The organism is Cellulomonas sp. P4_H4 (assembly GCF_056400865.1).
On sequence record NZ_JBFUKL010000002.1, the window covers coordinates 283,369 to 307,328 of the forward strand.

The following is a 23,960-nucleotide window of genomic DNA, read 5'->3' on the forward strand; positions in this document are numbered from 1 at the left end:
CGGTGACTGAGACGCCGTCCGACGACGCCCCCGAGCAGATCCGCGTCCGGCGGGAGAAGCGCGAACGACTCCTCGCGTCGGGCCAGGAGGCCTACCCCGTCGGCGTCCCGCGCACGCACACGATCGCGCAGGTCCGTGCCTCCTACCCCGACCTCGAGGCCGGCGCCGAGACCGAGGACGAGGTCGGCGTGGCCGGCCGCGTGGTGTTCGTCCGCATCGGAGGCAAGCTCTGCTTCGCCACGTTGCAGGACGGCGAGGGCAACCGCCTGCAGGCGATGTTCAGCCTCGACGCGGTGGGCGAGGAGCGCCTCGCGGCGTTCAAGACGGACGTCGACCTGGGCGACCACCTCTTCGTGCACGGGAAGGTCATCTCGTCGCGACGCGGTGAGCTGTCCGTGCTCGCGGACTCCTGGCTGATCGCCGCGAAGTCGCTGCGCCCGCTGCCCAACCTGTACGAGGGCGTGGAGCTGTCCGAGGAGGCTCGCGTCCGGCAGCGCTACGTCGACCTCATCGTGCGCCCTGCGGCGCGCGAGACGGCTCGCCTGCGCCCGGCGATGATCCGCTCGCTGCGGGACAACTTCCACGCCCGCGACTTCATCGAGGTCGAGACGCCGATGCTGCAGACGCAGCCAGGCGGCGCAGCGGCCCGTCCGTTCGTCACGCACATGAACGCGTTCGACATCGAGCTCTACATGCGGATCGCGCCCGAGCTGTTCCTCAAGCGCGCTCTGGTCGGGGGCATCGAGCGGGTGTTCGAGATCAACCGCAACTTCCGCAACGAGGGCGCCGACTCCACGCACTCGCCGGAGTTCGCGATGCTCGAGGCGTACGAGGCCTACGGCGACTACGACACGATGGCGGACCTGACCCGCGACCTCGTGCAGCAGGCCGCGCTCGACGTGCTCGGCACGACGACGGTCACGCTCCCGGACGGCGCCACCTACGAGCTGGGCGGCGAATGGGCGCAGCTGTCCATGTACGACTCGTTGGCCGAATCCCTGGGCATCGCGATCACCCCGCAGACGTCGCTCGAAGAACTCACCGTCCTGGCCGAGAAGTTCGGCATCGACGCGGACCCCAAGAAGAGCAATCACGGCAAGCTCATCGAGCTGTTGTGGGAGCACCGCGTGGGTGACGAGCTGGTCGCGCCGACATTCGTACGCGATTTCCCGGTCGAGACGAGCCCGCTCGTTCGTCAGCACCGCACGATTCCAGGTGTCGTCGAGAAGTGGGACCTGTATGTGCGCGGCGTCGAGCTGGCGACGGGCTATTCCGAGCTTGTCGACCCGGTGATCCAGAGGCAACGCTTCGAGGCGCAGGCGTTGCTCGCGGCGGCCGGGGACGACGAGGCGATGCGCGTCGATGAGGATTTCCTCACGGCCGTCGAGTACGCCTTGCCGCCGACCGGTGGTATCGGGCTCGGCATCGACCGTCTGCTCATGACGCTGACTGGCCTCGGCATCCGCGAGACCATCCTGTTTCCCCTAGTGAAGCCTCAGGTCTGAGATGAATCCGCTGCTCACAGCCTTGGCGGCACTTCTGCCCTCCATTGGAGTGGGCCTGCTGTTCTGGTTCGCCATACGCGCGCTCGTCAATGCCGATCGAACAGAACGACAGGCATTGGCAAGAATGGATGCCGAGGAACGCATCGCAGAAGCCGCGAACGCGGACCGAAACACGAATGGCGAAACGCCCTCCAGCGTTTGACCCGGTAATCGCACGATGCGATAGTGACCGCGTCAGCACGGCAAGACCAGTCACACGGAGCAAACAATGGCACAGAAGGTCCAGGTACTCCTCGTCGACGACATCGACGGTGGTTCCGCCGATGAAACCGTGACGTTCGGGCTCGACGGCGTCACCTACGAGATCGACCTCACCGCCGCACACGCGACCGAGCTGCGCGACGCCCTTGCCCAGTGGGTCGGGCACGCGCGCAAGATCGGTGGCCGTACGACCAGCAAGTCGGCCGCCCCCCGCGGTCGTCGTTCGTCGTCGGGTGACGCGCAGGCCATTCGTGAGTGGGCCAAGGAGCACGGGCACCAGGTGTCCGAGCGCGGGCGCATCTCCGCCGAGGTCAAGGCCGCGTACGACGCGTCGCACTGACGCTCATCAGGGAACATCTGCCGGCCTGCCGCTGAACAAGGCGGGACGGTGTCACGAGAGCCCGGCACCCCCGTGCCGGGCTCTCGTGCTTCGCCGGTGCTCGGGAACACCGGTCAGGAGGGCCGGTCAGGAAGGCCGGTCAGTCGTCAGCTCCCGCACCGCGGCGTACTGCGCACGGACGCGCGGCTCGGGCGGCGCGCTGCTGACCGTGGCCTCCGACGAGGCGCTCCAGGTCGGCGCCGTGCCGGTGAGCACCCAGACGGCCTGCCGGGCGGCTCCGTCGGCGACGTACTCGCCGGGGGTCGGGACCTGCACGTCGAGCCCGAGGACGGTCGGCGCGAGCGCGCGGACGGCGGCGGACTGGGCGCCGCCGCCGACGAGGAACAGGCGTTCCACGGGCACGCCCTGGGCCCGCAGCGCGTCGATGCCGTCGGCCAGCCCGCAGAGCATGCCCTCGACGGCGGCCCGGGCGAGGTGCGCGGGCGTCGTGTTGGCCAGCCGGATCCCGTGCAGCGCACCGGTCGCGTCGGGCTTGTTCGGCGTGCGCTCGCCCTCGAGGTAGGGGACCAGGACGAGCCCGTCCGCCCCGGCGGGGGCGCTCAGGGCCAGCTCGGACAGCCCCCGGTGGTCGACGCCGAGCATGCGTGCCGCGGCGTCGAGGACCCGCGAGGCGTTCAGGGTGCACGCGAGGGGCAGGAACGCCCCGCTGGCGTCGGCGAACCCGTTGACCAGGCCGGAGGCGTCGGCGGTGGGCTCGCTGGCGATGGCCGAGACGACGCCCGACGTGCCGATGGAGACGACGACGTCACCGTGCTTGAGGTCGAGCGCGAGCGCTGCCGCGGCGTTGTCGCCGGCACCCGGTCCGAGCACCTGCCCGCCGAGCGCGCGGTAGCCCGCGTCGGCCGGTCCGAGCACCCGGGGGAGCAGTGCGTCGTGCCCGAGGGCCAGCTCGAGCAGGTCGTGCCGGTACTCCCCGGTCGCGGGTGACCAGTAGCCCGTGCCGGACGCGTCGGACCGGTCGGTGACCAGGGTGTCCAGGCCGACCGCACCCGAGAGCTGCCAGGTGAGCCAGTCGTGGGGGAGCGCCACTGCTGCGACGCGCTCCGCGGACGCAGGCTCGGCGTCGCGCAGCCAGCGCAGCTTCGTCACGGTCAGCGAGGCGACCGGGACGGACCCGACGGCGGACGCCCACTGCTGGGCACCGAGCTCCTCGGTCAGGTCCGCTGCGGCGCCCGCCGAGCGGGTGTCGTTCCAGAGCAGTGCGTCGCGGATGACCGACCCGGACGAGTCGAGCGCGACGAGCCCGTGCTGCTGGCCGCCGACCGAGATCGCCTCGACGTCGTCGAGACCGCCCGCCTGGGCGATCGCGGCCTGCAGGGCGTCCCACCAGTGCCGCGGGTCGACGGACGTCCCCTCGGGGTGCGGCGCGCGCCCGGAGCGCACGAGCGCTCCGGTGTCGGCGTCGCGGATGACGACCTTGCAGGACTGCGTCGAGGAGTCCACCCCGGCGACGAGCGTCATGACATTCCCTTCGTGCAGCTCTGCAGCAGGAGCCGGTGGTGTTCCGCAAAGTCCGCACTCGTCGGGGTCAGGGGCCCCGCGAGTGCGGACGTCGCGGTCTTGCGAGGTGACGAGCGCCTAAAGCCAGGCGCGTGCCACGTCAGCGGGCGCCGAGGGCGTGCTCGAGCGCGAGCTGGTTCAGGCGGACGAACCCGAAGCCGTGCGCGGCGACCGCCTCGACGTCGAGGTCCTCGTAGGCGGACGGGTCGGCCAGCAGGTCGGCGAGGGTCTCGCCGGGGGCCAGCGTCGGCTGCGCGAGCTCGAACACGCCGGACTCCTCGAGCGCCGCCTGCACCTCGGGGTCGGCGCGGAACGCCTGCGCCCGCTCCTTGAGCAGGAGGTAGGTCGACATGTTGGCGGCCGCGGAGTCCCAGACGCCCTTGGCGTCCTCGGTGCGCGACGGCTTGTAGTCGAAGTGCCGCGGGCCGTCGTACGTCGGGCCACCGGACGGGAAGCCGTTCTCGATCAGGTCGACCGTGGCGAACGCCGAGAACAGGTCGCCGTGCCCGAACACGAGGTCCTGGTCGTACTTGATGGACTTCTGGCCGTTCAGGTCGATGTGGAACAGCTTCTCGGCCCACAGCGCCTGGCCGATGCCCTGCGTGTAGTTCAGGCCGGCCATCTGCTCGTGCCCGACCTCGGGGTTCAGGCCGACGATGTCGCCGTGCTCGAGCTTGGCGATGAGGGCGAGCGCGTGGCCGATCGTCGGGAGCAGGATGTCGCCGCGGGGCTCGTTGGGCTTGGGCTCGAGCGCGATCTTCAGCGAGTAGCCCTTCTCCTTGATGTACGACGCGACCGTGTCGATGCCCTCGGCGTACCGCTCGTGCGCGGCGTAGAGGTCCTTCGCGGAGTCGTACTCGGCGCCCTCGCGGCCGCCCCACATCACGAACGTGCTGGCGCCGAGCGACGCAGCGAGGTCGACGTTGCGGATCACCTTGCGCAGCCCGTAGCGGCGGACGCGACGGTCGTTCGACGTGAACGCGCCGTCCTTGAAGATCGGGTGGCTGAACGTGTTGGTGGTGACCATCTCGACGGTGATGCCCGTCTCGTCGAGGGCCGTCTGGAACTCGGCGAGGATCTTGTCGCGCTCGCTGGCCGACGAGCCGAAGGGGACCACGTCGTCGTCGTGGAACGTGACGTGCGCGGCGCCGAGCTCGGCGAGGCGGTGCACCGACTCGACGGGGTCGAGCCACGGGCGCGAGGCGCCACCGAACTGGTCCTGCGCGTTCCAGCCGATCGTCCACAGACCGAACGAGAACTTGTCCTGCGGTGTGGGCTGCGCTGCCATGGCACTTCTCCTCATCGAGATTGGTTTACGCGACGAATTTATCGCCGATGACCGCTAAGGTCAAGCCATGGCCCGCCAGGAGCAGATGCGCGACCAGAACCTCGCCGTGACGTTGCGGACCATCGTCGACGCGGTCACGCCTCTCTCACGCGCCCAGGTGGCCGCGCATGCCGGGCTGGCTCGCGGCACGGTCACAGGGCTGGTCGACCAGCTGGTCGAGGGTGGACTCGTGCGGGAGCTCGAGCCGACGCAGACGCTGCGCGCCGGCCGGCCTGCGGTGCCACTGGTGGCGCAGCGGGGGACCGTCGCGGGTCTCGGCATGGAGGTCAACGTCGACTACCTCGGGGTCCTGGTCCTCGACCTCTCAGGAGACGTGCTCGCCGAGCGCGTCGACGTCCACGACCTGCGCGGCTCCGACCCCGCGGACGTGCTCGGCCGGCTCGGCGCGCTGGCCGACGAGGTCGTCGCGACGGTGGACGACGTGCCCGTCGCGGGCGCGGTGCTGGCCCTGCCCGGGCTCGTCGACCGCGTGACCGGACCGCTGCGCGCGGCCCCGCGCCTGGGCTGGCACGACATCGACGTGGTCGCGCTCCTCGGCGGCGACGGACCCCGGCTCGCCAACGAGGCCAACCTTGCCGCACGAGCCGAGGCGCACACGCGCGGCGGCGGCTCGTTCGTGTACGTCTCGGGCGAGATCGGCATCGGTGGCGCGATCGTGCTCGATGGCGAGATCTTCCCGGGCCGCCGCGGCTGGAGCGGCGAGATCGGGCACATCCTGGTGAACGGGGTCCCACTCGAGGAGCAGGCTGGCCAGGACGCCGTGCTCCGCAACGCCGGCCTCGATCCCGCGGCCCGGCTCGAGGTGCTGCTCGACGCGCTCGCCGCGGGCGACCAGCGCGCGTCGGCCGCGGTCACGCAGGCCGGACGAGCGCTCGGCGACGCGCTCGCCGCTGCGGTGAACGTGGTCGACGTCGGTGAGGTCGTCCTCGGCGGCACGTTCGGCGAGCTCTTCGACCACGTGCACGTCGCCGTCCAGGAGCGGCTCGACGCCTCGGTGATCTTCGCGCCCTGGGCGCCTCTGACCGTCTCGCGCGCCAGGGCCGGTGCACAGCCGGCCATGACCGGCGCGGCGCTCGCGGTCCTCAGCACCGTGCTCGCCGACCCGGCGGCGTGGCTCCGAGGCCGTCGGCCGTAGGCTCGTCGCCCGTGAGCAGCCTCTGGATCGGTACCTATCCCGTCGCCGGCGCCGGCACCCCCGTGGGCCTCGGCGAGGGCATCTGGCGCGTCGACCTGGTCGACGGCGGCCTGCGGGACGCACGGCAGGTCGTCGAGACGCCGTCGCCGTCGTTCCTCGCGCTGCACCCCACCCGCGCGGTGCTGTACGCGGCCAACGAGCAGACGGACGGCACGGTCAGCGCGTTCGACGTGGTCGGCGACGGGCTCGTCCTGCGGGCCACGGTGTCCAGCGGGGGTGCCGACCCGTGCCACCTGCTGCTCGACCCCGACGGGCGCTCCTTGCTCGTCGCCAACTACAGCAGCGGCACGCTGGCGGTCCTGCCGCTCGACGAGACCGGCGGTTTCTTCGGCGACGCCCAGGTGCTCGGGCACGTCGGGAGCGGCCCGAACGCGCAGCGGCAGGAGAGCCCGCACGCCCACTTCGTGGCGCACGCTCCGGGCGGCTGGGTGCTCGTGGTGGACCTGGGGACGGACCAGCTGCGCCGCTACCGCGTCGGTCCGGACGGCCTGGTCGACGACGGGATCGCGTTCACGTTCGCGCCCGGCACGGGCCCGCGCCACCTCGCGTTCTCGGACGACGGCCGGTTCGCCTACGTCGTCGGCGAGCTCGACGTCACCGTGCGCGTCCTGTCCTGGGACGCCGTCACCGGGACGGGCACCCTGGTCCAGAGCCTGCCGGCGATCGTCGACACGGTGGAGGGTGCCCTGCCGTCGCACGTGCTGCTCGACGGGAGCCGGCTCCTCGTCGGGACCCGGGCGGCCGACGTGGCCGCCGAGCTCGCGGTGGGCGACGACGGCCTGCTCGAGCACGTCGCCGACCACGCGCTGCCCGGCGCGTGGCCCCGCCACTTCGAGGTGGTCGACGGGTACACCGTCGTGGCCGAGCAGGTGTCGAGCACCCTCGCGGTGCTGGACGCGGCGGGCGTCCTCCGGAGCACGCTGGCGCTGCCCTCGCCCGCCTGCGTCGTCCTTATGCGGGATTGACCGTCGTGTGATTACCTGACGAGAGCCGCTCGATCGCTCGCGCGGCGGGGCAGCGAGGCCTCGTCCGGACCATCCGAGCGGCGAGTGGCTGCGCGACGGAGCCCGGCCACGTCACGAGGGAGTGACCGTGCGCCGTTCCGACCGACCCCACCGGCTGTCGGCGAGCATCGCCGCGCTCGCGCTGGTGGTGCCGGCCTCGCTGGTCGGGCTGGCGCCGTCGGCCGTCACGGCTCCGCCGGACCTGTCGGCCAGCGACCTGGCCGCCCCTCTCGAGGCCGAGGAAGGGGCCGGTTCGATCGAGCCGCTGGACACGATGCCGTGGGAGTCCGTCGCGGAACCCGTCGCGTCGACCACCACGCTGGCGCTGACCTCCGGGATCGCCGTGTTCGGGCACGCGGTGACGGCGAAGATCACGCTCGTCGTACCTGGCGGGACGCCGACCGGCAGCGTGCAGGTGCTCCTCGACGGGCAGGCCGTGGCCAGTGGCGACGTCGGTACGGACGGCACCGTGCGGGTGCCGCTGCCGGCGTCGGTGGCCGTCGGCAGGCACGTGGTCACGGCGGCCTTCGCCGGCGCGACGGGCACTGATCCGCCCCTCCTGTCCTCGTCGTCCGGCGAGCGCACGCTCACCGTCACCCAGACCCTCCCGAGCGTGCGCGTCGACGGCACCGACTGGTCGGTGAGGCGCGTCGACCCGAAGGTGATCCGTATCCAGGTGCTGGGCGCCGCGGGCGTCGAACCGACGGGCAAGGTCGAGGTCTGGGTGAACGGTTCGCGCGCGGGTTCGGCGACGCTCGACCCGTCGGGCGAGGCCGTCGTGAACCTCGCATCCTCGACGCGGACCGCGCTCGTCGTCGTCACGTACCGCGGTGACGAGACCTATCTGCCGTGGATCGCGTCACCTCGGTTGCTGATCGTGAGGTGACTCGGGTCATCGTCAGCGAGAATGGGGGCAGTCAAGTCCGCCGACAGGAGCCCCCGTGACCCTCGCACCGCGCGTCGCCATGCTCTCGGTGCACACGTCACCGCTCGAGCAGCCGGGCACCGGAGACGCGGGCGGCATGAACGTCTACGTGCTCGAGCTGTCCCGAGCGCTGGCGGCACGCGGTGCGCGCGTCGAGATCTTCACGCGTGCCACGTCGTCTGACCAGGCGGAGACGGTCGTGCTCCCGGGTTCCGACGCCGAGGGCCGCCCACTGTCGGCGTCGGACGAGCGCGACGTGCTTCTCGCGGACGACGTCGACGCAGGCATCACGCCTCCGGTCCTCGTGCACCACGTCCCTGCCGGCCCGTTCGAGCGGCTGGACAAGAACGACCTGCCCGGCGTCCTGTGCGGGATGGCCGCCGGCGTCCTGCGTTCCGAGTCCGCGCGCCAGCCCGGCTGGTACGACGTCGTCCACTCGCACTACTGGCTGTCCGGGCAGGTGGGCGCGATCGCGGCCGACCGCTGGGAGGTCCCCCTCGTGCACACCGCGCACACCCTGGCACGCGTGAAGAACGCGTCGCTCGCACCCGGTGACGTCGCCGAGCCGAACGTGCGTGTGATCGGCGAGGAGCAGGTGGTGGCCGACGCGCACGCGCTCGTGGCGAGCACGCCCGTGGAGGCCGAGGAGCTGGTCGAGCTCTACGGCGCCGACCCCGACCGCGTGCACGTCGTCGAGCCCGGCGTCGACCTGGACCGTTTCGTGCCGGGCGACCGCGCCGCTGCGCGGCGGCTGCTCGGCCTGCCGCAGGACCGCCAGATCGTCCTCTTCGCGGGTCGCGTGCAGGCGCTCAAGGCACCGGATGTGCTGGTCAGCGCGCTCGGGGTGCTGAGGGCCACCGGTCGGCCCGTCCCGCTGCTCGTCGTGCTCGGAGGCCCGTCGGGCAGGACGTCAGCCGTCCGGGAGCTGCTCGCGCTCGCGTCGATGACCGGGGTGGCCGACGACGTGATCGTGCACCCGCCCGCCGACCGCGACACGCTCGCCCGCTGGTACCACGCGGCCGACGTGGTGGCGATGCCGTCGCGCAGCGAGTCGTTCGGGCTGGTCGCCGCCGAGGCGCAGGCCAGCGGCATCCCCGTCGTCGCCGCGTGCGTCGGTGGCCTGCGCACGATCGTCGACCACGACGTCTCCGGCCGGCTGGTCCGCGGGCACGACCCGGCCGTGTGGGCCGACGTGCTCTCCGAGGTGCTCGCCTCCGAGGCGCTGCGCACCACCTATGCCGTCGGCGCCCGTCGCGTCGCCGAGCGGTTCGGCTGGTCGACGACCGCCGACCAGATGCTCAAGGTCTACTCGGTCGCGTCCGAGATCCGGGCGTCCAGGGTCTGATAGCCCTGCTCATGCCCGAAGGCTCTGCGGCAGGATGGCCACCATGACCTACACCCTCGTGCTGCTCCGCCACGGCGAGAGCGAGTGGAACGCCAAGAACCTGTTCACCGGCTGGGTCGATGTGGCCCTCTCCGAGAAGGGCATCGAGGAGGCGAAGCGCGGCGGGACGCTGCTCACCGACGCCGGCGTGCTTCCGGACGTCGTGCACACGTCGCTCCTGCGCCGCGCCATCACGACCGCCAACCTCGCGCTCGACGCGGCCGACCGCCACTGGATCCCCGTCAAGCGCTCGTGGCGCCTGAACGAGCGGCACTACGGCGCTCTGCAGGGCAAGGACAAGAAGCAGACCCTCGACGAGTACGGCGAGGAGCAGTTCATGCTCTGGCGTCGCTCCTACGACTTCCCGCCGCCGGACATCGAGCTGGGCTCGGAGTTCTCGCAGGACAGCGACCCGCGCTACGCGGGTGAGCCGATCCCGCGCGCCGAGGCGCTCGACCAGGTCCTGACGCGCGCCCTGCCGTACTGGGAGTCGGACATCGTCCCTGACCTGAAGACCGGCAAGACGGTCCTCGTCGCGGCGCACGGAAACTCGATCCGCGCCCTGGTCAAGCACCTGGACGACGTCGACAGCGGCACGATCGCCGGGATCAACATCCCGACCGGCATCCCGCTGCTCTACACGCTGGACGAGGCGACGCTCAAGCCCACCAACCCGGGCGGCACGTACCTCGACCCGGAGGCGGCCGCAGAGGCCATCAAGGCAGTGGCGAACCAGGGCCGCTGACCTTCTCCTCGCCGACGTCCGCACTCGCGGGGCCATGAACCCACGAGTGCGGACGTCGTCGTCTGCCTGACCAGTGCAGACGTCGTGCGTTCGGTTGCCGTTCACCAGCGCCGTGATTGCATGGGGCGCGTGACATTTCCCCCGTCCGAGGACACGTCCGACTTCGACGATGCCGCTCGCGGCAAGATCGCCGACATCCCGTCCGCGCCGCTGCTGGGCGACGACGGCCACCTGATCTGGGACCCGGCGCGCTACGACTTCCTCACGGGCGACGCACCGGACACCGTGAGCCCGAGCCTCTGGCGCCAGGCGCAGCTCGCGGCGGTGGGCGGTCTCTTCGAGGTCGTCGACGGGGTGTACCAGGTGCGGCAGTACGACCTCTCGAACATGTCCTTCGTCGAGGGCGACACGGGCGTCATCATCGTCGACACGCTCATGTCGACCGAGACCGCGTCGGCGGCGCTCGCGCTGTACCGAGAGCACCGCGGCGAGCGGCCCGTGACGGGCGTGGTCATCACGCACTCGCACGCGGACCACTACGGCGGGATGCTCGCGGTCGTCGGTGACGACATCCCGGTGTTCGCGCCCGAGGGCTTTCTCGCGCACACGGTCTCCGAGAACGTCTACGCCGGGCCGGCGATGTCCCGTCGCGCGGTCTACATGTACGCGGCGGACCTGCCGGCCGGCCCGACCGGGCAGATGGGCGGCGGCCTGGGCATGGCGACGTCGAACGGCTCGCTCTCGCTCGGCGCCCCGACGGTCACCGTCTCCGAGACCGGGTTCGAGGCCACGGTCGACGGCGTCCGCATGGTCTTCCAGTTCACGCCCGGCACCGAGGCCCCGGCCGAGATGAACATCTGGTTCCCGAACCAGAAGGCGCTCTGCATGGCCGAGAACGCGACCCACACGCTGCACAACCTGCTGACGCTGCGCGGCGCCGAGGTGCGTGACCCCCGCGGCTGGTCCCGGTTCCTGCACGAGGCGCTCGAGCTGTGGGGCGACGAGGCCGACGTCGTGTTCGCGTCGCACCACTGGCCGGTCTGGGGCTCCGAGCGGATCACCAGCTTCCTGTCGACGCAGCGCGACATGTACCAGTACCTGCACGACCAGACGCTGCGGCAGATCAACCACGGGCTGACCGGCATCGAGATCGCGGAGAACTTCGAGCTCTCACCGGGACTCGAGCGGGCGTGGAACGTGCGCGGCTACTACGGCTCGGTGAGCCACAACGTCAAGGCGATCTACCAGCGCTACCTCGGCTGGTTCGACGGCAACCCCGCGCACCTGTGGGAGCTCCCGCCGGAGAAGGAGGGCGCGCGGATCATCGCGCTCGCGGGAGGCGCCGACAAGGCGCTCGACACGGTGGAGTCGCTGCTGGCCTCGGGTGACACCGACGACCTGCGCTGGGCGACGACGCTCGCCAGCCACGTCGTCTTCGGCGGTGGGGACGACGCCCGCGCCCGCGGGCTGCTGGCCCAGGCGCTCACCACGCTCGGCTACGGCTCCGAGAACGCGACGTGGCGCAACTTCTACCTGCGCGGTGCGGAGGAGCTGCTCGGCGGCATCGCAGCGCCGCCGCCGGACCTGTCGACCCCGTCGACCCTGAGCGGTCTCACGGTCACCCAGTTGTTCGACTCGATCGGCGTCCGCATCGACGGCCCGCGCGCCGGCTCCGAGAGGCTGGCCATCGACTGGGTGCTCACCGACGAGGGCTACACGTACCGCGCCGAGCTCTCCAACGGGGCGCTCATCCACGCGGTGAAGGGTGCGCGCGCGGGTGCGCCGGACCTCACGGTGACGCTCACCAAGGCCCTGCTGATCCGCCTGCTGTTCACGCAGAGCACGGAGGGCATCGGCTTCGACGGCGACCAGGCGACCCTCGGCCGGCTCCTGTCCTACGTCGACTCCACCTCGAACACGTTCCCGATCGTCACCCCGTAGAGCACGCGAACGGCCGCCGCCCCTCGGACGGCGGCCGTTCTGTGCCCGATGGGACCGCCCGTGGCGCGCTGTCCCATCCCCAAGACGCCGAGACCGGCACTTCAGAACGAGACCGGCAGTTCACAGTGCCGGACTCGTTCTGAACTGCCGGTCTCGTGCGCGTCGTGAGAGATCCCGAGCGCGCGAAGCGGTCGGGCGACCGATCGGCCCGCGCGTACCCCCACGCGGACCGACCGGAGGTGAGTCAGCTGACGGTGCTGTCGATCTCCTGGCGGGCGATGCCGGTGACCAGGTACGTCACCCGTCGGGCGACGGCGACACCGTGGTCGCCGAACCGCTCGTAGTACCGGCCGAGCAGGGTGACGTCGATGGTCTCCTGCGTGGTTCCGGCCCAGGCGCCGCCCAGCAGCGCGGCAAACGTGTCCTCGTGCAGCTCGTCGAGGAGGTCGTCGTCCTGCTCGATGCTCTCGGCCAGCTGGACGTCGCGGTTGGTCAGCAGGGTCGTGGTGCGACGGGCGACCCGGACCGCGGCGTCGTGCATCTCGGCGAAGGTGCCGGAGAGCGCGTGCGGCACCGCGTGCCGCGGGTACCGTCCCCGGGCGACCTGGGCGACGTGACGAGCCAGGTCGCCCATGCGCTCGAGCGAGGCGCTCATGCGCAGGGCGGACACGATGATCCGCAGGTCGGTGGCGACGGGCTGCTGCTGCGCGAGCAGCAGCACGCAACGCTCGTCGAGGTCGCGCTCCATGGCGTCGATGTCGAGGTCGTCGGCGATGACCGTCTCCGCCAGCGCGAGGTCGGCGGTGAGGAGGGCGATGCCCGCGTTCGTGATGGCGTGCTCGACCTTGCCGCTCATTGCTGCCAGGTCCTCGCCCAGCTGGTGCAGCTCGGCGTCGAAGATGTCCCGCATGTGCTCCCTCTCGTGCCACGACGGCACGTGCCGCTCGCGACCGTCAGGTTCGCATCGGCAGGTGAACGAACGGTCGTCCCCAGGTGAACGGACAGCGGCCGTTGCGTGGGAACTGCGGCACGAACCGCATCCGATCCGTCCCAGGACCCACTAGCGTCGGCTGTGGAGTCCGAAGCACACGGACCACGCTGTCACAGAATCGCTGAGAAGGAGAAGGTCGCGCATGTCTCGCAACGTCACTGCCTGGGTCGGCTGGGTCTGGTTCGCCGCGTTCGCGATCCTTGCGGTCGGCCTGTTCAACATCGTCGCCGGCCTTGCCGCCGCGTTCTCCCCGAACAACGTCCTGTCGTGGACGAACGACGGGGTCGCGGTCGTGGACGTCTCGACGTGGGGCTGGGTGCACATGATCCTCGGCGTCCTGCTCGTCGCCGCGGGCTTCGCCCTGTTCTCCGGCGCGGCCTGGGCGCGTCTGGTGGCGATCGTGCTCGTGGTGCTGAACCTGATCGCGCAGTTCGTCTCGCTGCAGGTGACGCCCTTCTGGTCGCTCGTGATCATCGTGGTGGACCTGGTGATCCTGTGGGCGCTGACAGTGCACGGCAACGAGGTCGAGCGGGCTGTCCGGTAGTTGCGAGAGAAGCGGAAGGCAGAGAGGCGAGAACGATGACGACATTCACCGCATGGAAGTTCGATTCGCCGGACGGCGCGCAGAAGGCCGCATCGGCGCTGGAGGGCGCGGCCCGGGACAAGCTGGTCAAGATCGTCGACCACGCCGTGATCAGCTGGCCCGACGGCGCGACCAAGCCGGAGATGCACCACTCGCACGACGACAAGCTGCGCGGCACGGGCTGGGGCGCGTTCTGGGGCATCCTCTTCGGCGGCCTGTTCTTCGTCCCGCTGCTCGGTGCGGCGGTCGGTGCGGCGGCAGGCGCGATCTCCAAGTCGGTCTCCGCGGTGGGCATCGACGACGCGCAGCTCGACACCATCCGCGAGCAGATCACGCCCGGGACGTCGCTGCTGTGCGCGGTGACCGACAGCGGCGACCTGGACCGGCTGGGCGAGCGGTTCCACGGGCTGCACTCCACGCTCGTCGCGACGAACCTCACCGAGGCGGAGCGCTCCGTCCTGATGGAGACATTCGGCTGACGAGCATGAACGCTCGATGAACGCTGGGCGGCGGCTGGCCCGGGGGGCGCGTTCTCGGCCTGGTGCATCCCCGAACCGACCCTAGGGTTGGCCGTGTGAACGTGAATGACGGGATGTTGCTGCTCGCCGGCGGGCTGGGCCTGCTGGTGGGTGTCGTGGCGACCCTGGCGTTCCGCTACAGCGAGCGGGTGCAGAAGGGTGCGCCGGTAGCGGGCCCGGGGCCGGAGCTCGACGAGGGCTTGGTGCGCACGCTCTCTGTCCTGCGATCCGCGGCCGTCGTGCTCGACGAGGGCGACGGTGTGGTTCGAGCGAGCGCCCCGGCCCACGCTCTCGGCATCGTGCGCGACGGCCGGATCGCCCCGGCCGCGATCCGTGACCTCGTCGCGGCGGTGCGCCGGGACGGCGTGATCCGCGACGAGGAGCTCGAGGTGCCCCGCGGACCCGTCGGGCCCGGTGTGCTGCTGGTGCAGGTCCGCGTCGCGCAGGTCAGCGCGCAGCACCTCGTCGTGCTGGTCGAGGACCTCACCCAGGCTCGTCGGCTCGAGGCCATCCGCCGCGACTTCGTCGTCAACGTCTCGCACGAGCTGAAGACGCCCGTCGGCGCCCTCTCCCTCCTGGCGGAGACCGTGCAGGACGCCGCCGACGACCCCGAGGCCGTGCGACGGTTCGCCGGGCGGATGCAGGCGGAGGCGACGCGGTTGTCCGCGCTCGTGCACGAGATCATCGAGCTGTCGCGTCTGCAGGTCGCCGGCGCGCTCGGCCAGGTCGGTCTGGTCGACGTCGACAAGGTCCTGACCGAGGCGGTCGACCGCGCCCGGACCACGGCGGAGGCGAAGCACGTCAGGCTCGAGATCGGCGGCGTGCACGGCACGTGGGTGCTCGGGCAGCACGACCTGCTGGTCACCGCGGTCCGCAACCTGCTGGACAACGCGGTCGCGTACTCGGGCGAGGCCGCGCACGTCGGGGTCGGTGTGCGGATCGCCGACGACCTGGTCGAGATCGCGGTGGTCGACGAAGGCATCGGGATCAGCCAGGCCGAGCAGGAGCGTGTCTTCGAGCGGTTCTACCGCGTCGACCAGGCCCGCTCGCGCGACACCGGCGGCACCGGCCTCGGCCTGTCCATCGTCAAGCACGTCGCCGCCGACCACGGGGGCGACGTCACCGTGTGGTCGCGCCCGGGCCGCGGGTCGACGTTCACGCTGCGCCTGCCGCGCGCCGAGGGTGCCCCCACCGCCGTCGCCGCCATCCCTGAACAGCCCACCCGCCCCGAAGGAGCATCTGTGCGCCGGAGTGCGTCATGACCCGGATCCTGGTCGTCGAGGACGAGGAGTCCTACCGCGATCCGCTGACCTACCAGCTGGAGCGCGAAGGCTTCGACGTGATCACAGCCGCCACCGGCCCGGACGCGCTCCTGCGCTTCGAGGAGTCTGGTGCGGACCTCGTCCTGCTCGACCTCATGCTGCCCGGCATGCCCGGGACCGAGGTGTGCCGGCGGCTACGGCTCGTCAGCGACGTGCCGGTCATCATGCTCACGGCCAAGGACGACGAGATCGACAAGGTGGTCGGCCTCGAGCTGGGTGCCGACGACTACGTCACCAAGCCGTACTCGTCGCGCGAGCTGCTGGCCCGTGTGCGTGCCGTCCTGCGCCGCCGAGAGGCTGCGACGGTGGCTGTCGGTGGGCCCGCCGGCGGGTCGCTGTCCGACCTCGAGGACGAGGAGCTGCTGGTCGCGGGGCCCGTGCAGATGGACGTCGAACGGCACACGGTCCGGGTCCGCGGCGAGCTGGTGGCCTTCCCGCTCAAGGAGTTCGAGCTGCTCGAGATGCTGCTGCGCAACGCCGGCCGGGTGCTCACCCGCGGGCAGCTGATCGACCGCATCTGGGGCTCGGACTACGTCGGCGACACCAAGACCCTCGACGTGCACGTCAAGCGCATCCGCGCGCGCATCGAGATCGACCCTGGCAACCCCGCTCTCGTGCTCACGGTGCGGGGCCTGGGCTACAAGTTCGCGGACGACGTCGAGGCGTAGCGCGCGCGCTCGCCACCCGGCTGCCCACGCCCGCCCCCGCGGGACGTGGGCAGTCGTGCGTCCGGAGTGCGCACGGCGGAGCGGGGCCGGAGGCACTCGTCGGCCACCGTTCACCTGGGGTTCACCCGATCCCAAGCCGACGGTCACGTCCACTTCCTACCGTCAGCCTCGCTGCGCACACATCGGTGCGCACGAGATCGACAGGACGGACCACAGTGAAGCTTCCCCTCCTCGGCCGCATCGGGGCGGTTGCCCTTGCCGGCACCCTTGCCCTCACGCTGTCGGCCTGCGGATCGGACAACGCCGCCGACACTCCCGCCGCCTCGGGCGACGGTTCCGAGGCCCCCGCCTCGACCCTGTCCGGCACGCTGTCCGGCGGCGGCTCCAGCGCGCAGGAGAAGGCTCAGCAGGCCTGGGTCGCCGGCTTCCAGACGGCAAACCCTGACGTCACCGTCAACTACACGACCTCCGACTCGGGCGCCGGCCGCAAGGGCTTCCTGGACGCCTCGCTCGACTACGCCGGCTCCGACGGCGCGCTGGACGACGAGGAGCTCGCCGCCTCGGTCGACCGCTGCTACGGCGGCGCGGGCATCGATCTCCCCGTCTACATCAGCCCGATCGCCGTCGCGTTCAACATCGACGGCGTCACCGAGCTGAACCTGTCGGCGGACGTCGTCGCCAAGATCTTCTCCGGCGCGATCACCACCTGGGACGACGCGGCGATCACCGCACTCAACCCTGACGCCACGCTCTCCGGCCCGATCACGGTCGTGTACCGCTCGGACGACTCGGGTACGTCCAAGAACTTCCAGGACTACCTGTCCAAGACCGCTCCGGACGTCTGGACGTCGGAGGTCTCGAACACGTGGCCGGTGGCCGTCGGCCAGGGCGCGAACGGAACCTCGGGCGTCGTCCAGACGATCCAGGCCGCCCCCGGCACGATCGGCTACGCGGACGCCTCGGCCGTCGGCTCGCTCGGCAAGGTCTCGCTCGGTGTCGGTGACGAGTTCAACGCCCCGACCGCCGCGGGTGCCGCAGCGACCGTGGACGCCTCGCCTCGCGCCGAGGACCGCGCGGACGGCGACATCGTCATCAGCGTCGACCGCACCACGACCGCCGCGGGCGCCTACCCGGCGATCCTCGTGTCGTACCTGGTCGTCTGCAACACCTACGACTCCCAGGAGAAGGTTGACCTGATCAAGGGCTACGCGAACTACGTCGCCAGCGCCGAGGGCCAGGACCAGGCTGCCTCCGCGGCCGGCTCGGCGGCCATCTCCGACACGCTGCGCACGGACGTCCTCGCCTCGATCGACGCGATCGCCGTCAAGTAGTCGCTCAGCTCGCAACGTCCTCGTCCGGCGGCCGCCCMGCGGCCGCCGGACGGTGGCGCTCTCAGACAGGAGACATCCGTTGGCTTCGCCCACGACAGCGATGACCCCCCCGGTCGCGCCGGGAAGCGCGCCGAGACCAAAGCGCCGGAGGAAGACCACCGACCGTGGTCTCGACCGCGGGTTCCGGTACCTCGCGGTCTGGTCGGGGATCCTCATCCTCGCCGTGCTCGCCTCGGTCGCGATCTTCCTGATCATCGAGGCCTTGCCCGCGCTGAAGAACCCGGACCTGGCCGCCGAGGTGGCCTGGATCCCGGACGGTGGCAACCTCTGGTCCGTCGTCGGCCCGCTGATCTTCGGCACGATCCTCGCCGCCATCGTCTCGCTCGTGATCGCGGTGCCGATCGCGGTCGGCGTCGCCCTCTTCATCTCGCACTACGCACCCCGCCGGATGGCGTCGGTGCTGGGCTACGTGGTGGACCTGCTCGCCGCGATCCCCTCGGTCGTCTACGGCCTGTGGGGCGTGCTCGTCCTGGCGCCCAAGGTGCAGCCGGTCTGGCAGTTCCTGGTCGACTACCTCGGCTGGATCCCGCTGTTCGCCGGCGACGCCCAGGGTAATGCGTCGAACCCGCCCCGCGTGCTGATGACGACGTCGATCGTGCTCGCCGTGATGATCCTGCCGATCATCACGGCCGTGAGTCGCGAGGTGTTCCTGCAGACGCCGCGACTGCACGAGGAGGCCGCGCTCGCCCTGGGTGCGACGCGCTGGGAGCTCGTCCGCATGGCGGTCCTGCCGTTCGGGCGCTCGGGCGTGACGTCCGCCGCGATGCTCGGCCTGGGCCGCGCGCTCGGCGAGACGATGGCCGTCCTGATGATCCTGTCGCCCGGACTGCTCTACTCGTTCAAGCTGCTCGTCGCGAGCCAGCAGCAGACGATCGCCGGCAACATCGCCGCGAGGTTCAACGACGCCAACGACATCGGCCGCTCGACCCTGATCGCGACCGGCCTGGCGCTCTTCGTCATCACGTTGCTCGTCAACCTGGCCGCCCGCGGGATCATCGCGCGCCACAAGGAATTCTCGGGAGCGAACTGACGTGACCACCGCACAGCTCACCCCTGAGGCAGCGTCGCTGCGCGAGGCCCTGACCCGGGTCGACGGCTCGCGCCGGCGCAAGGACAAGTTCATGCAGTGGCTGATCTACGGCGCCTTCGGGCTCGCGGTCATCCCGCTGATCTCGCTCATCTGGAGCGTGCTCACGAACGGTCTCGGCCGGTTCGACCTCTACTTCCTGACGCACTCGATGCGCAACGTGTACGGCGGCATGGACGCGGGCGGCGTCTACCACGCCCTGCTCGGCACCATCCTCATCACGGCGCTGACGGTGATCATCTCGGTGCCGATCGGCATCATCACGGCCGTCTACCTGGTCGAGTACGGGTCGGGTGCCCTGGCGCGTTCCGTGACGTTCTTCGTCGACGTCATGACCGGCATCCCGTCGATCGTCGCCGGTCTGTTCGCGTTCGCGTTCTTCTACCTGGTCGTCGGGCCGCAGTCGATGAGCGGGCTCGTCGGCGCCGTGGCCCTCTCGGTGCTGATGATCCCCGTGGTCATCCGCTCGACCGAGGAGATGCTGCGGCTCGTCCCGAACGAGCTGCGTGAGGCGTCGTTCGCCCTGGGTGTCCCGAAGTGGCTGACGATCATCCGCGTCGTGCTCCGCACCGCGGTGGCCGGCATCACGACCGGCGTGATGATCGCGATCGCCCGCGTGATCGGTGAGACGGCGCCGCTGCTCATCACGGTCGGCGCCACGGACTCGATCAACCGCGACCCCTTCCACGGCAACATGATGACGCTGCCCGTGTACGTCTACCGGCAGTACGCGGCGGGACTGGTGCCCTGTGCACCCGGTGCCGAAGACTGCATCCCGACGATCAACTACGACCGAGCATGGAGCGCAGCACTCGTGCTGATCCTGTTCGTCATGCTGCTCAACCTTCTGGCGCGCGGCGTGAGCCGTTGGTTCGCGCCCAAGACCCGCGCCTGAGCACCACAAGGAGATCTCGCCATGGCACAGAGAATTGACGTCAAGGACCTCAACATCTACTACAGCGACTTCCTCGCTGTCGCAGGCGTCGAGATGTCCGTGGAGCCGCGCTCCGTCACCGCCTTCATCGGACCGTCGGGCTGCGGGAAGTCGACCTTCCTGCGCACGCTCAACCGCATGCACGAGGTGATCCCGGGCGCGCACGTGGAGGGTTCGGTGGCCATGGACGGCATCGACCTGTACGGCACCGACGTCGACCCGGTCGCGGTCCGCCGGCAGGTGGGCATGGTGTTCCAGCGCCCCAACCCGTTCCCGACGATGTCCATCGCGGACAACGTGCTGGCCGGCATCAAGCTGAACAACAAGCGCATCTCGAAGAGCGACGCGGCCGACGTCGTCGAGGAGTCCCTGCGCAAGTCCAACCTCTGGAACGAGGTCAAGGACCGGCTCAACCGGCCCGGCTCCGGGCTGTCCGGTGGTCAGCAGCAGCGGCTCTGCATCGCCCGCGCCATCGCGGTCAAGCCGCAGGTGCTGCTCATGGATGAGCCGTGCTCGGCTCTCGACCCGATCTCGACCCTCGCCATCGAGGACCTGATCTCCGAGCTGAAGAACGACTACACGATCGTCATCGTCACGCACAACATGCAGCAGGCCGCTCGCGTGTCTGACCGGACGGCATTCTTCAACCTGAAGGCCACCGGGCAGCCTGGCCGTCTGGTCGAGATCGACGAGACGTCGACGATCTTCTCCTCGCCGCGCGAGCAGGCCACGGAGGACTACATCTCGGGCCGCTTCGGCTGAGATCAGCCCCAGATCCACGAAGAGGGCCGGCCCGAGGGGGGCCGGCCCTCTTCGTGCGTGCTGTCAGTCCTGCGGCGACGGCACCGAGTCGGCGTACTCCGGCAGCGTGCCGTCGAGCACGGGCACCTGGAGTGTGACGGTGCCGGCGTCGCGCGTCGTGACGGTCACGGGGACGACGGCGCCCGGAGGCTCGGGGATGGACTCGAACACGATGTCCTCGTCCTCGTCGCTGTTGCCGCCGGGGGCGCTGAGCAGGACGGTCTCACCGGCGGGAACCGACACCGCAGCGGTGTCGGTGTCGAGCGCGATCTTCACCGCCTCGTCGTCGGAGCCCTTGTTCTCGAGCGCACCGATCAGCGTGCCGGGCTCGCCCTTGCCCTCCGAGACGATGAGGAAGTTGATGGCCTTGATGTCGCCGATCCTGGCGCCGGTGCCGTCGGAGGAGTTGTACTCCATCTCCGTCGTGATCTGGTTGGTGGCCGAGCATCCCGTGAGCGTCAGGGCGGCAGCGAGGCCTGCGACGGCCAGACCGGTCGCTGCGCGAGGCTGGCGGGTACGAAGGCGGGGCGTGGTCACGATGACTCCTGGGGGGCGTCGAGACTGCGTTCTGCAGGCCCGTGGGCTCAGGCGGTGGTGGCGCAAGGATAGCCCGGGAGGCGGCTCCAGGCGGCTCCGCGCGTCGACGTGCCCCCGCTGGGTCCGACCTGTGAGGGAGGTCATCGACGGGCGCGTGACCTGCGGTGACGAGGTCATCGGCGCGGCGAGTGTCCATTTTGGGCGTGATAAGATACCCCTCTGCGAAAGGGGACACCTGCAGATGACTTTCACTGTTGGGGAGACCGTTGTCTACCCGCACCACGGTGCGGCATTGATCGAAGAGATCAAGACCAGGACCATCCGCGGAGAGGACAAGCTCTACCTCAAGCTCAAGGTCGCTCAGGGAGACCTCACCATCGAGGTTCCTGCTGAGAACGTCGATCTGGTGGGCGTACGTGACGTCGTCGGTCAGGAAGGTCTGGACCGCGTGTTCGAGGTGCTCCGCGCCCCGTACACCGAGGAGCCGACCAACTGGTCCCGCCGCTACAAGGCAAACCTCGAGAAGCTCGCGTCGGGCGACGTCATCAAGGTGGCAGAGGTCGTCCGCGACCTGTCCCGCCGGGACGCCGACCGTGGCCTGTCCGCGGGCGAGAAGCGCATGCTCGCCAAGGCCCGCCAGATCCTCGTCTCGGAGCTCGCACTTGCCGAGCACACCGAGGAGGAGAAGGCCGAAGCGATCCTCGACGAGGTCCTGGCGTCCTGACGCCAGGTGACCGTCGCTGCTGTCCTGACTGCCGCTGGGAGCGGTAGCAGGTTGGGTCACTCCCTCCCGAAGGCACTGGTGCCGTTGGGGGATCAGTCGCTCGTCGTGCACGCCGCCCGGAACCTGCTGGCGGCGCGTGCGGCGGGCGATCAGCATGTCCGGGTCCTGGTGGTCACCGCGCCTGCGGAGCACGTCTCCGTCCTGCGCGACGCCCTCCAGGGCCTCGACGTCGACCTGCGCGTGGTTCCTGGCGGTCCGACGAGGCAGGCGTCGGTCGCCGCGGGCCTCGCGGAGCTCGCTGACCTGGGCGCGGCCGACGACGTGGTGCTCGTGCACGACGCCGCCCGGCCGCTCGCCCCGCCGGCGCTGGTCGCCCGCGTGATCGACGCGGTGCTCGACGGCCACGGCGCCGTCGTCCCGGGGCTGCCGGTGACGGACACGATCAAGCAGGTCGTGCCCGGCGGAGCGGTCGAGCGCGTGCTGGCGACGGTCCCGCGCGCCGACCTGCGGGCGGTACAGACGCCGCAGGGCTTCACGCTCGAGCTCCTACGACGTGCGCACGCGGTGTTCGCGGCGGGGGCCGAGGACGAGTCGACCGCCGCGTCGGACGACGCGGGCCTGATCGAGCGTCTCGGAGAACCCGTCTGGGTCGTCGCGGGCGACGAGCGGGCCGCCAAGATCACCACGCCCCGCGACCTCGCGGTGGCGACGCTGCTGCTGGAGTCCGACCGATGAGCGCGTCGACAGGATGTTCCGACAGATGAGAGCCGAGCGATGAGCGCACTGCCCCGTACCGGTATCGGGATGGACGTGCACGCGTACGCCGCGACGCCCTCTCCCGACGACGTGCTGCACCTGGCCGGACTGGCGTGGCCCGGTGAGCGGCCCCTGGACGGCCACTCCGACGCCGACGTCGCGGCGCACGCCTGTGCCGACGCGCTCCTGTCCGCGGCCGGCCTCGGTGACCTCGGGTCGAACTTCGGCACGTCCGAGCCGCAGTGGGCGGGGGCCGCCGGCGCCGTCCTCCTGGCGGAGGCCGCCTCGCGCGTGCGGGCTGCCGGGTTCGTCGTCGGGAACGTCGCCGTGCAGGTGATCGGGAACCGGCCGCGACTCGGTCAGCGGCGTGCCGAGGCCGAGGCGGCGCTCTCGGCGGCCGCCGGTGCACCGGTCAGCGTCTCCGCGACGACCACCGACGGGCTCGGGCTGACCGGTCGCGGCGAGGGCGTGGCCGCGATCGCGACGGCGCTGGTCGTCGCGGCGGACTGACGGGCGGTCGCGACCGCCTTGGTCCGAGCGCGCGTGCTGCCCAGCAGGACGCCGCCGACCACCAGGGCGCCCCAGGCGAGCTCGGTCAGGCTGGTGCGCTCGCGGAGCAGGAACCACGAGGCGCCGATACCGACCACGGGCACGAGCATCGAGAAGGGGGCGACGGTGCTCGACGGGTGCCGTCCCATGAGGCCGGTCCAGAGCATGCCGCCGCACAGGGTCGCCACGAGCACGGTGTACGCCAGCCCGGCGATCGCGAGCAGCCCCTGCGTGCTCGTCAGCCCCGTGAAGGAGTCCGCGATCTGCTCCGGACCCTCGGTCAGCAGGGACAGAGTCAGCATCGGCAGCGGCGGGACGACGGACATCCACAGGAGCAGTCGGACAGGCTCGTTCGGGCTCGCCTGCATGGCCCTGCGGCTGCCGAGGTTGCCGATCGCCCAGCCGAGACCGCCCGCGAGCGTCAGCAGGACCGGGACGAGCGTCGCGCCGCCGTCCAGGCCGGCCCGGTGCGCCGCGATGCCGCCGAGGCCCGCGACCGCGAGAACGATGCCGAGCCCCTGCCGTCCGGTGACGCGCTCGCGCAGGAACGTCGCGGCGAGCACGACCGTGAAGGGTGCCGACGACTGCAGGACCAGCGACGCGAGCCCCGTGGGCATGCCGTTCGCCATCGCGAGGTAGAGGAAGACGAACTGCAGGACCCCGAACCCGAAGCCGTACAGCAGGATCCACCGCCACGGCGCGCTCGGGCGGGGAACCAGCAGAAGGGTCGGGACGGCAAGCAGCGCGAAGCGCAGCGCCACGAGGAAGAACGGCGGGAACTGCTCGAGCGACAGGTGGATGGCCGTGAAGTTGAGGCCCCACAGGACGGCGACCAGTGCTGCGAGGAGGCGGTCCCGGGTGCTCATGCGTCGAGTGTGCTGGCACGCGTGC

At 70.9% G+C, this 23,960-nt stretch carries 24 protein-coding genes and 1 pseudogene; 20 read left to right on the plus strand and 5 right to left on the minus strand.

Going from position 1 to position 23,960, the window contains the following annotated elements:
* Positions 1–2: 2 nt before the first annotated feature.
* The 3 genes from lysS (at position 3) to AC1DPN_RS07590 (ending at position 2,106) form a co-directional block, all read left to right on the plus strand.
* Entirely contained in the window at positions 3–1,505 is a 1,503-nt protein-coding gene (gene lysS, locus AC1DPN_RS07580) for a lysine--tRNA ligase (RefSeq protein WP_477084125.1), read from the plus strand.
* 1 nt (position 1,506) lies between these two features.
* Complete coding sequence (locus AC1DPN_RS07585; protein ID WP_477084126.1) at positions 1,507–1,707, plus strand: hypothetical protein; 201 nt, start codon at positions 1,507–1,509, stop codon at positions 1,705–1,707.
* 66 nt (positions 1,708–1,773) lie between these two features.
* Complete coding sequence (locus tag AC1DPN_RS07590; RefSeq protein ID WP_477084127.1) at positions 1,774–2,106, plus strand: histone-like nucleoid-structuring protein Lsr2; 333 nt, start codon at positions 1,774–1,776, stop codon at positions 2,104–2,106.
* A 126-nt stretch (positions 2,107–2,232) separates the two neighbouring features.
* Here AC1DPN_RS07590 and xylB read toward each other — a convergent pair whose 3' ends face one another.
* Both xylB and xylA read right to left on the minus strand, forming a co-directional pair.
* The gene (gene xylB / locus AC1DPN_RS07595) at positions 2,233–3,627 is read right to left on the minus strand and encodes a xylulokinase (RefSeq protein ID WP_477084128.1); all 1,395 of its coding nucleotides are present in this window, start codon (positions 3,625–3,627) and stop codon (positions 2,233–2,235) included.
* Positions 3,628–3,766: 139 nt separating this feature from the next.
* Complete coding sequence (gene xylA, locus AC1DPN_RS07600) at positions 3,767–4,954, minus strand: xylose isomerase (RefSeq protein WP_477084129.1); 1,188 nt, start codon at positions 4,952–4,954, stop codon at positions 3,767–3,769.
* A 67-nt stretch (positions 4,955–5,021) separates the two neighbouring features.
* Here xylA and AC1DPN_RS07605 point away from each other — a divergent pair, with 67 nt between their 5' ends.
* From AC1DPN_RS07605 to AC1DPN_RS07630, 6 genes are all read left to right on the plus strand, one after another.
* Complete coding sequence (locus AC1DPN_RS07605) at positions 5,022–6,149, plus strand: ROK family protein (protein ID WP_477084130.1); 1,128 nt, start codon at positions 5,022–5,024, stop codon at positions 6,147–6,149.
* An 11-nt stretch (positions 6,150–6,160) separates the two neighbouring features.
* A complete protein-coding gene (locus AC1DPN_RS07610) occupies positions 6,161–7,174 on the plus strand; it encodes a lactonase family protein (protein WP_477084131.1) in 1,014 nt (337 codons plus the stop codon).
* Between the two features lie 127 nt (positions 7,175–7,301).
* Positions 7,302–8,099 carry an Ig-like domain-containing protein gene (locus AC1DPN_RS07615; RefSeq protein WP_477084132.1) on the plus strand — a complete coding sequence of 266 codons (798 nt, stop codon included), beginning with the start codon at positions 7,302–7,304 and terminating at the stop codon, positions 8,097–8,099.
* 79 nt (positions 8,100–8,178) lie between these two features.
* Positions 8,179–9,483 (plus strand): glycosyltransferase, encoded by a 1,305-nt coding sequence (locus AC1DPN_RS07620; RefSeq protein ID WP_477084586.1) that lies wholly within the window; start codon positions 8,179–8,181, stop codon positions 9,481–9,483.
* Between the two features lie 43 nt (positions 9,484–9,526).
* Positions 9,527–10,267: a phosphoglyceromutase gene (locus AC1DPN_RS07625; RefSeq protein ID WP_477084133.1), complete on the plus strand. Its 741-nt coding sequence runs from the start codon at positions 9,527–9,529 to the stop codon at positions 10,265–10,267.
* Between the two features lie 129 nt (positions 10,268–10,396).
* Positions 10,397–12,208: an alkyl/aryl-sulfatase gene (locus AC1DPN_RS07630; RefSeq protein ID WP_477084134.1), complete on the plus strand. Its 1,812-nt coding sequence runs from the start codon at positions 10,397–10,399 to the stop codon at positions 12,206–12,208.
* A gap of 244 nt (positions 12,209–12,452) precedes the next feature.
* Here AC1DPN_RS07630 and phoU read toward each other — a convergent pair whose 3' ends face one another.
* The gene (gene phoU / locus AC1DPN_RS07635) at positions 12,453–13,118 is read right to left on the minus strand and encodes a phosphate signaling complex protein PhoU (RefSeq protein WP_477084135.1); all 666 of its coding nucleotides are present in this window, start codon (positions 13,116–13,118) and stop codon (positions 12,453–12,455) included.
* A gap of 223 nt (positions 13,119–13,341) precedes the next feature.
* Between phoU and AC1DPN_RS07640 the strand changes: the two genes are divergently transcribed.
* The 8 genes from AC1DPN_RS07640 (at position 13,342) to pstB (ending at position 20,464) form a co-directional block, all read left to right on the plus strand.
* Complete coding sequence (locus AC1DPN_RS07640; RefSeq protein WP_477084136.1) at positions 13,342–13,743, plus strand: DUF7144 family membrane protein; 402 nt, start codon at positions 13,342–13,344, stop codon at positions 13,741–13,743.
* A gap of 35 nt (positions 13,744–13,778) precedes the next feature.
* Positions 13,779–14,261: a DUF1269 domain-containing protein gene (locus AC1DPN_RS07645; RefSeq protein WP_477084137.1), complete on the plus strand. Its 483-nt coding sequence runs from the start codon at positions 13,779–13,781 to the stop codon at positions 14,259–14,261.
* Positions 14,262–14,374: 113 nt separating this feature from the next.
* Positions 14,375–15,562, plus strand: a complete 1,188-nt coding sequence (locus AC1DPN_RS07650; RefSeq protein WP_477084587.1) for a sensor histidine kinase — start codon at positions 14,375–14,377, stop codon at positions 15,560–15,562.
* On the plus strand, positions 15,559–16,290 hold the full coding sequence (locus tag AC1DPN_RS07655) for a response regulator (RefSeq protein ID WP_477084138.1): 732 nt from the start codon (positions 15,559–15,561) through the stop codon (positions 16,288–16,290). Before AC1DPN_RS07650 ends, AC1DPN_RS07655 begins: the two co-directional genes overlap by 4 nt.
* A gap of 215 nt (positions 16,291–16,505) precedes the next feature.
* A complete protein-coding gene (locus AC1DPN_RS07660) occupies positions 16,506–17,621 on the plus strand; it encodes a phosphate ABC transporter substrate-binding protein PstS (protein WP_477084139.1) in 1,116 nt (371 codons plus the stop codon).
* 100 nt (positions 17,622–17,721) lie between these two features.
* Positions 17,722–18,711, plus strand: coding sequence for a phosphate ABC transporter permease subunit PstC (gene pstC, locus AC1DPN_RS07665; RefSeq protein ID WP_477084140.1), 990 nt, complete (start codon positions 17,722–17,724; stop codon positions 18,709–18,711).
* A gap of 1 nt (position 18,712) precedes the next feature.
* Positions 18,713–19,663: a phosphate ABC transporter permease PstA gene (pstA, locus tag AC1DPN_RS07670; RefSeq protein WP_477084141.1), complete on the plus strand. Its 951-nt coding sequence runs from the start codon at positions 18,713–18,715 to the stop codon at positions 19,661–19,663.
* A 21-nt stretch (positions 19,664–19,684) separates the two neighbouring features.
* Positions 19,685–20,464 (plus strand): phosphate ABC transporter ATP-binding protein PstB, encoded by a 780-nt coding sequence (gene pstB, locus AC1DPN_RS07675; RefSeq protein WP_477084142.1) that lies wholly within the window; start codon positions 19,685–19,687, stop codon positions 20,462–20,464.
* A gap of 63 nt (positions 20,465–20,527) precedes the next feature.
* Here the strand turns inward: pstB and AC1DPN_RS07680 are convergent, their stop codons facing one another.
* Positions 20,528–21,040 carry a copper chaperone PCu(A)C gene (locus AC1DPN_RS07680; RefSeq protein ID WP_477084143.1) on the minus strand — a complete coding sequence of 171 codons (513 nt, stop codon included), beginning with the start codon at positions 21,038–21,040 and terminating at the stop codon, positions 20,528–20,530.
* A 241-nt stretch (positions 21,041–21,281) separates the two neighbouring features.
* Between AC1DPN_RS07680 and AC1DPN_RS07685 the strand changes: the two genes are divergently transcribed.
* The 3 genes and pseudogenes from AC1DPN_RS07685 to AC1DPN_RS07695 all read left to right on the plus strand — a co-directional run.
* A complete protein-coding gene (locus AC1DPN_RS07685; protein ID WP_028046210.1) occupies positions 21,282–21,764 on the plus strand; it encodes a CarD family transcriptional regulator in 483 nt (160 codons plus the stop codon).
* Positions 21,765–21,770: 6 nt separating this feature from the next.
* The gene (gene ispD, locus AC1DPN_RS07690) at positions 21,771–22,499 is read left to right on the plus strand and encodes a 2-C-methyl-D-erythritol 4-phosphate cytidylyltransferase (RefSeq protein ID WP_477084144.1); all 729 of its coding nucleotides are present in this window, start codon (positions 21,771–21,773) and stop codon (positions 22,497–22,499) included.
* Positions 22,500–22,568: 69 nt separating this feature from the next.
* Positions 22,569–22,958 (plus strand): annotated as a pseudogene (locus AC1DPN_RS07695) (2-C-methyl-D-erythritol 2,4-cyclodiphosphate synthase); the annotation flags it as partial.
* Here the strand turns inward: AC1DPN_RS07695 and AC1DPN_RS07700 are convergent.
* Positions 22,880–23,935, minus strand: a complete 1,056-nt coding sequence (locus AC1DPN_RS07700) for an EamA family transporter (protein ID WP_477084145.1) — start codon at positions 23,933–23,935, stop codon at positions 22,880–22,882. The pseudogene AC1DPN_RS07695 and the gene AC1DPN_RS07700 overlap by 79 nt on opposite strands.
* Positions 23,936–23,960: the final 25 nt, after the last annotated feature.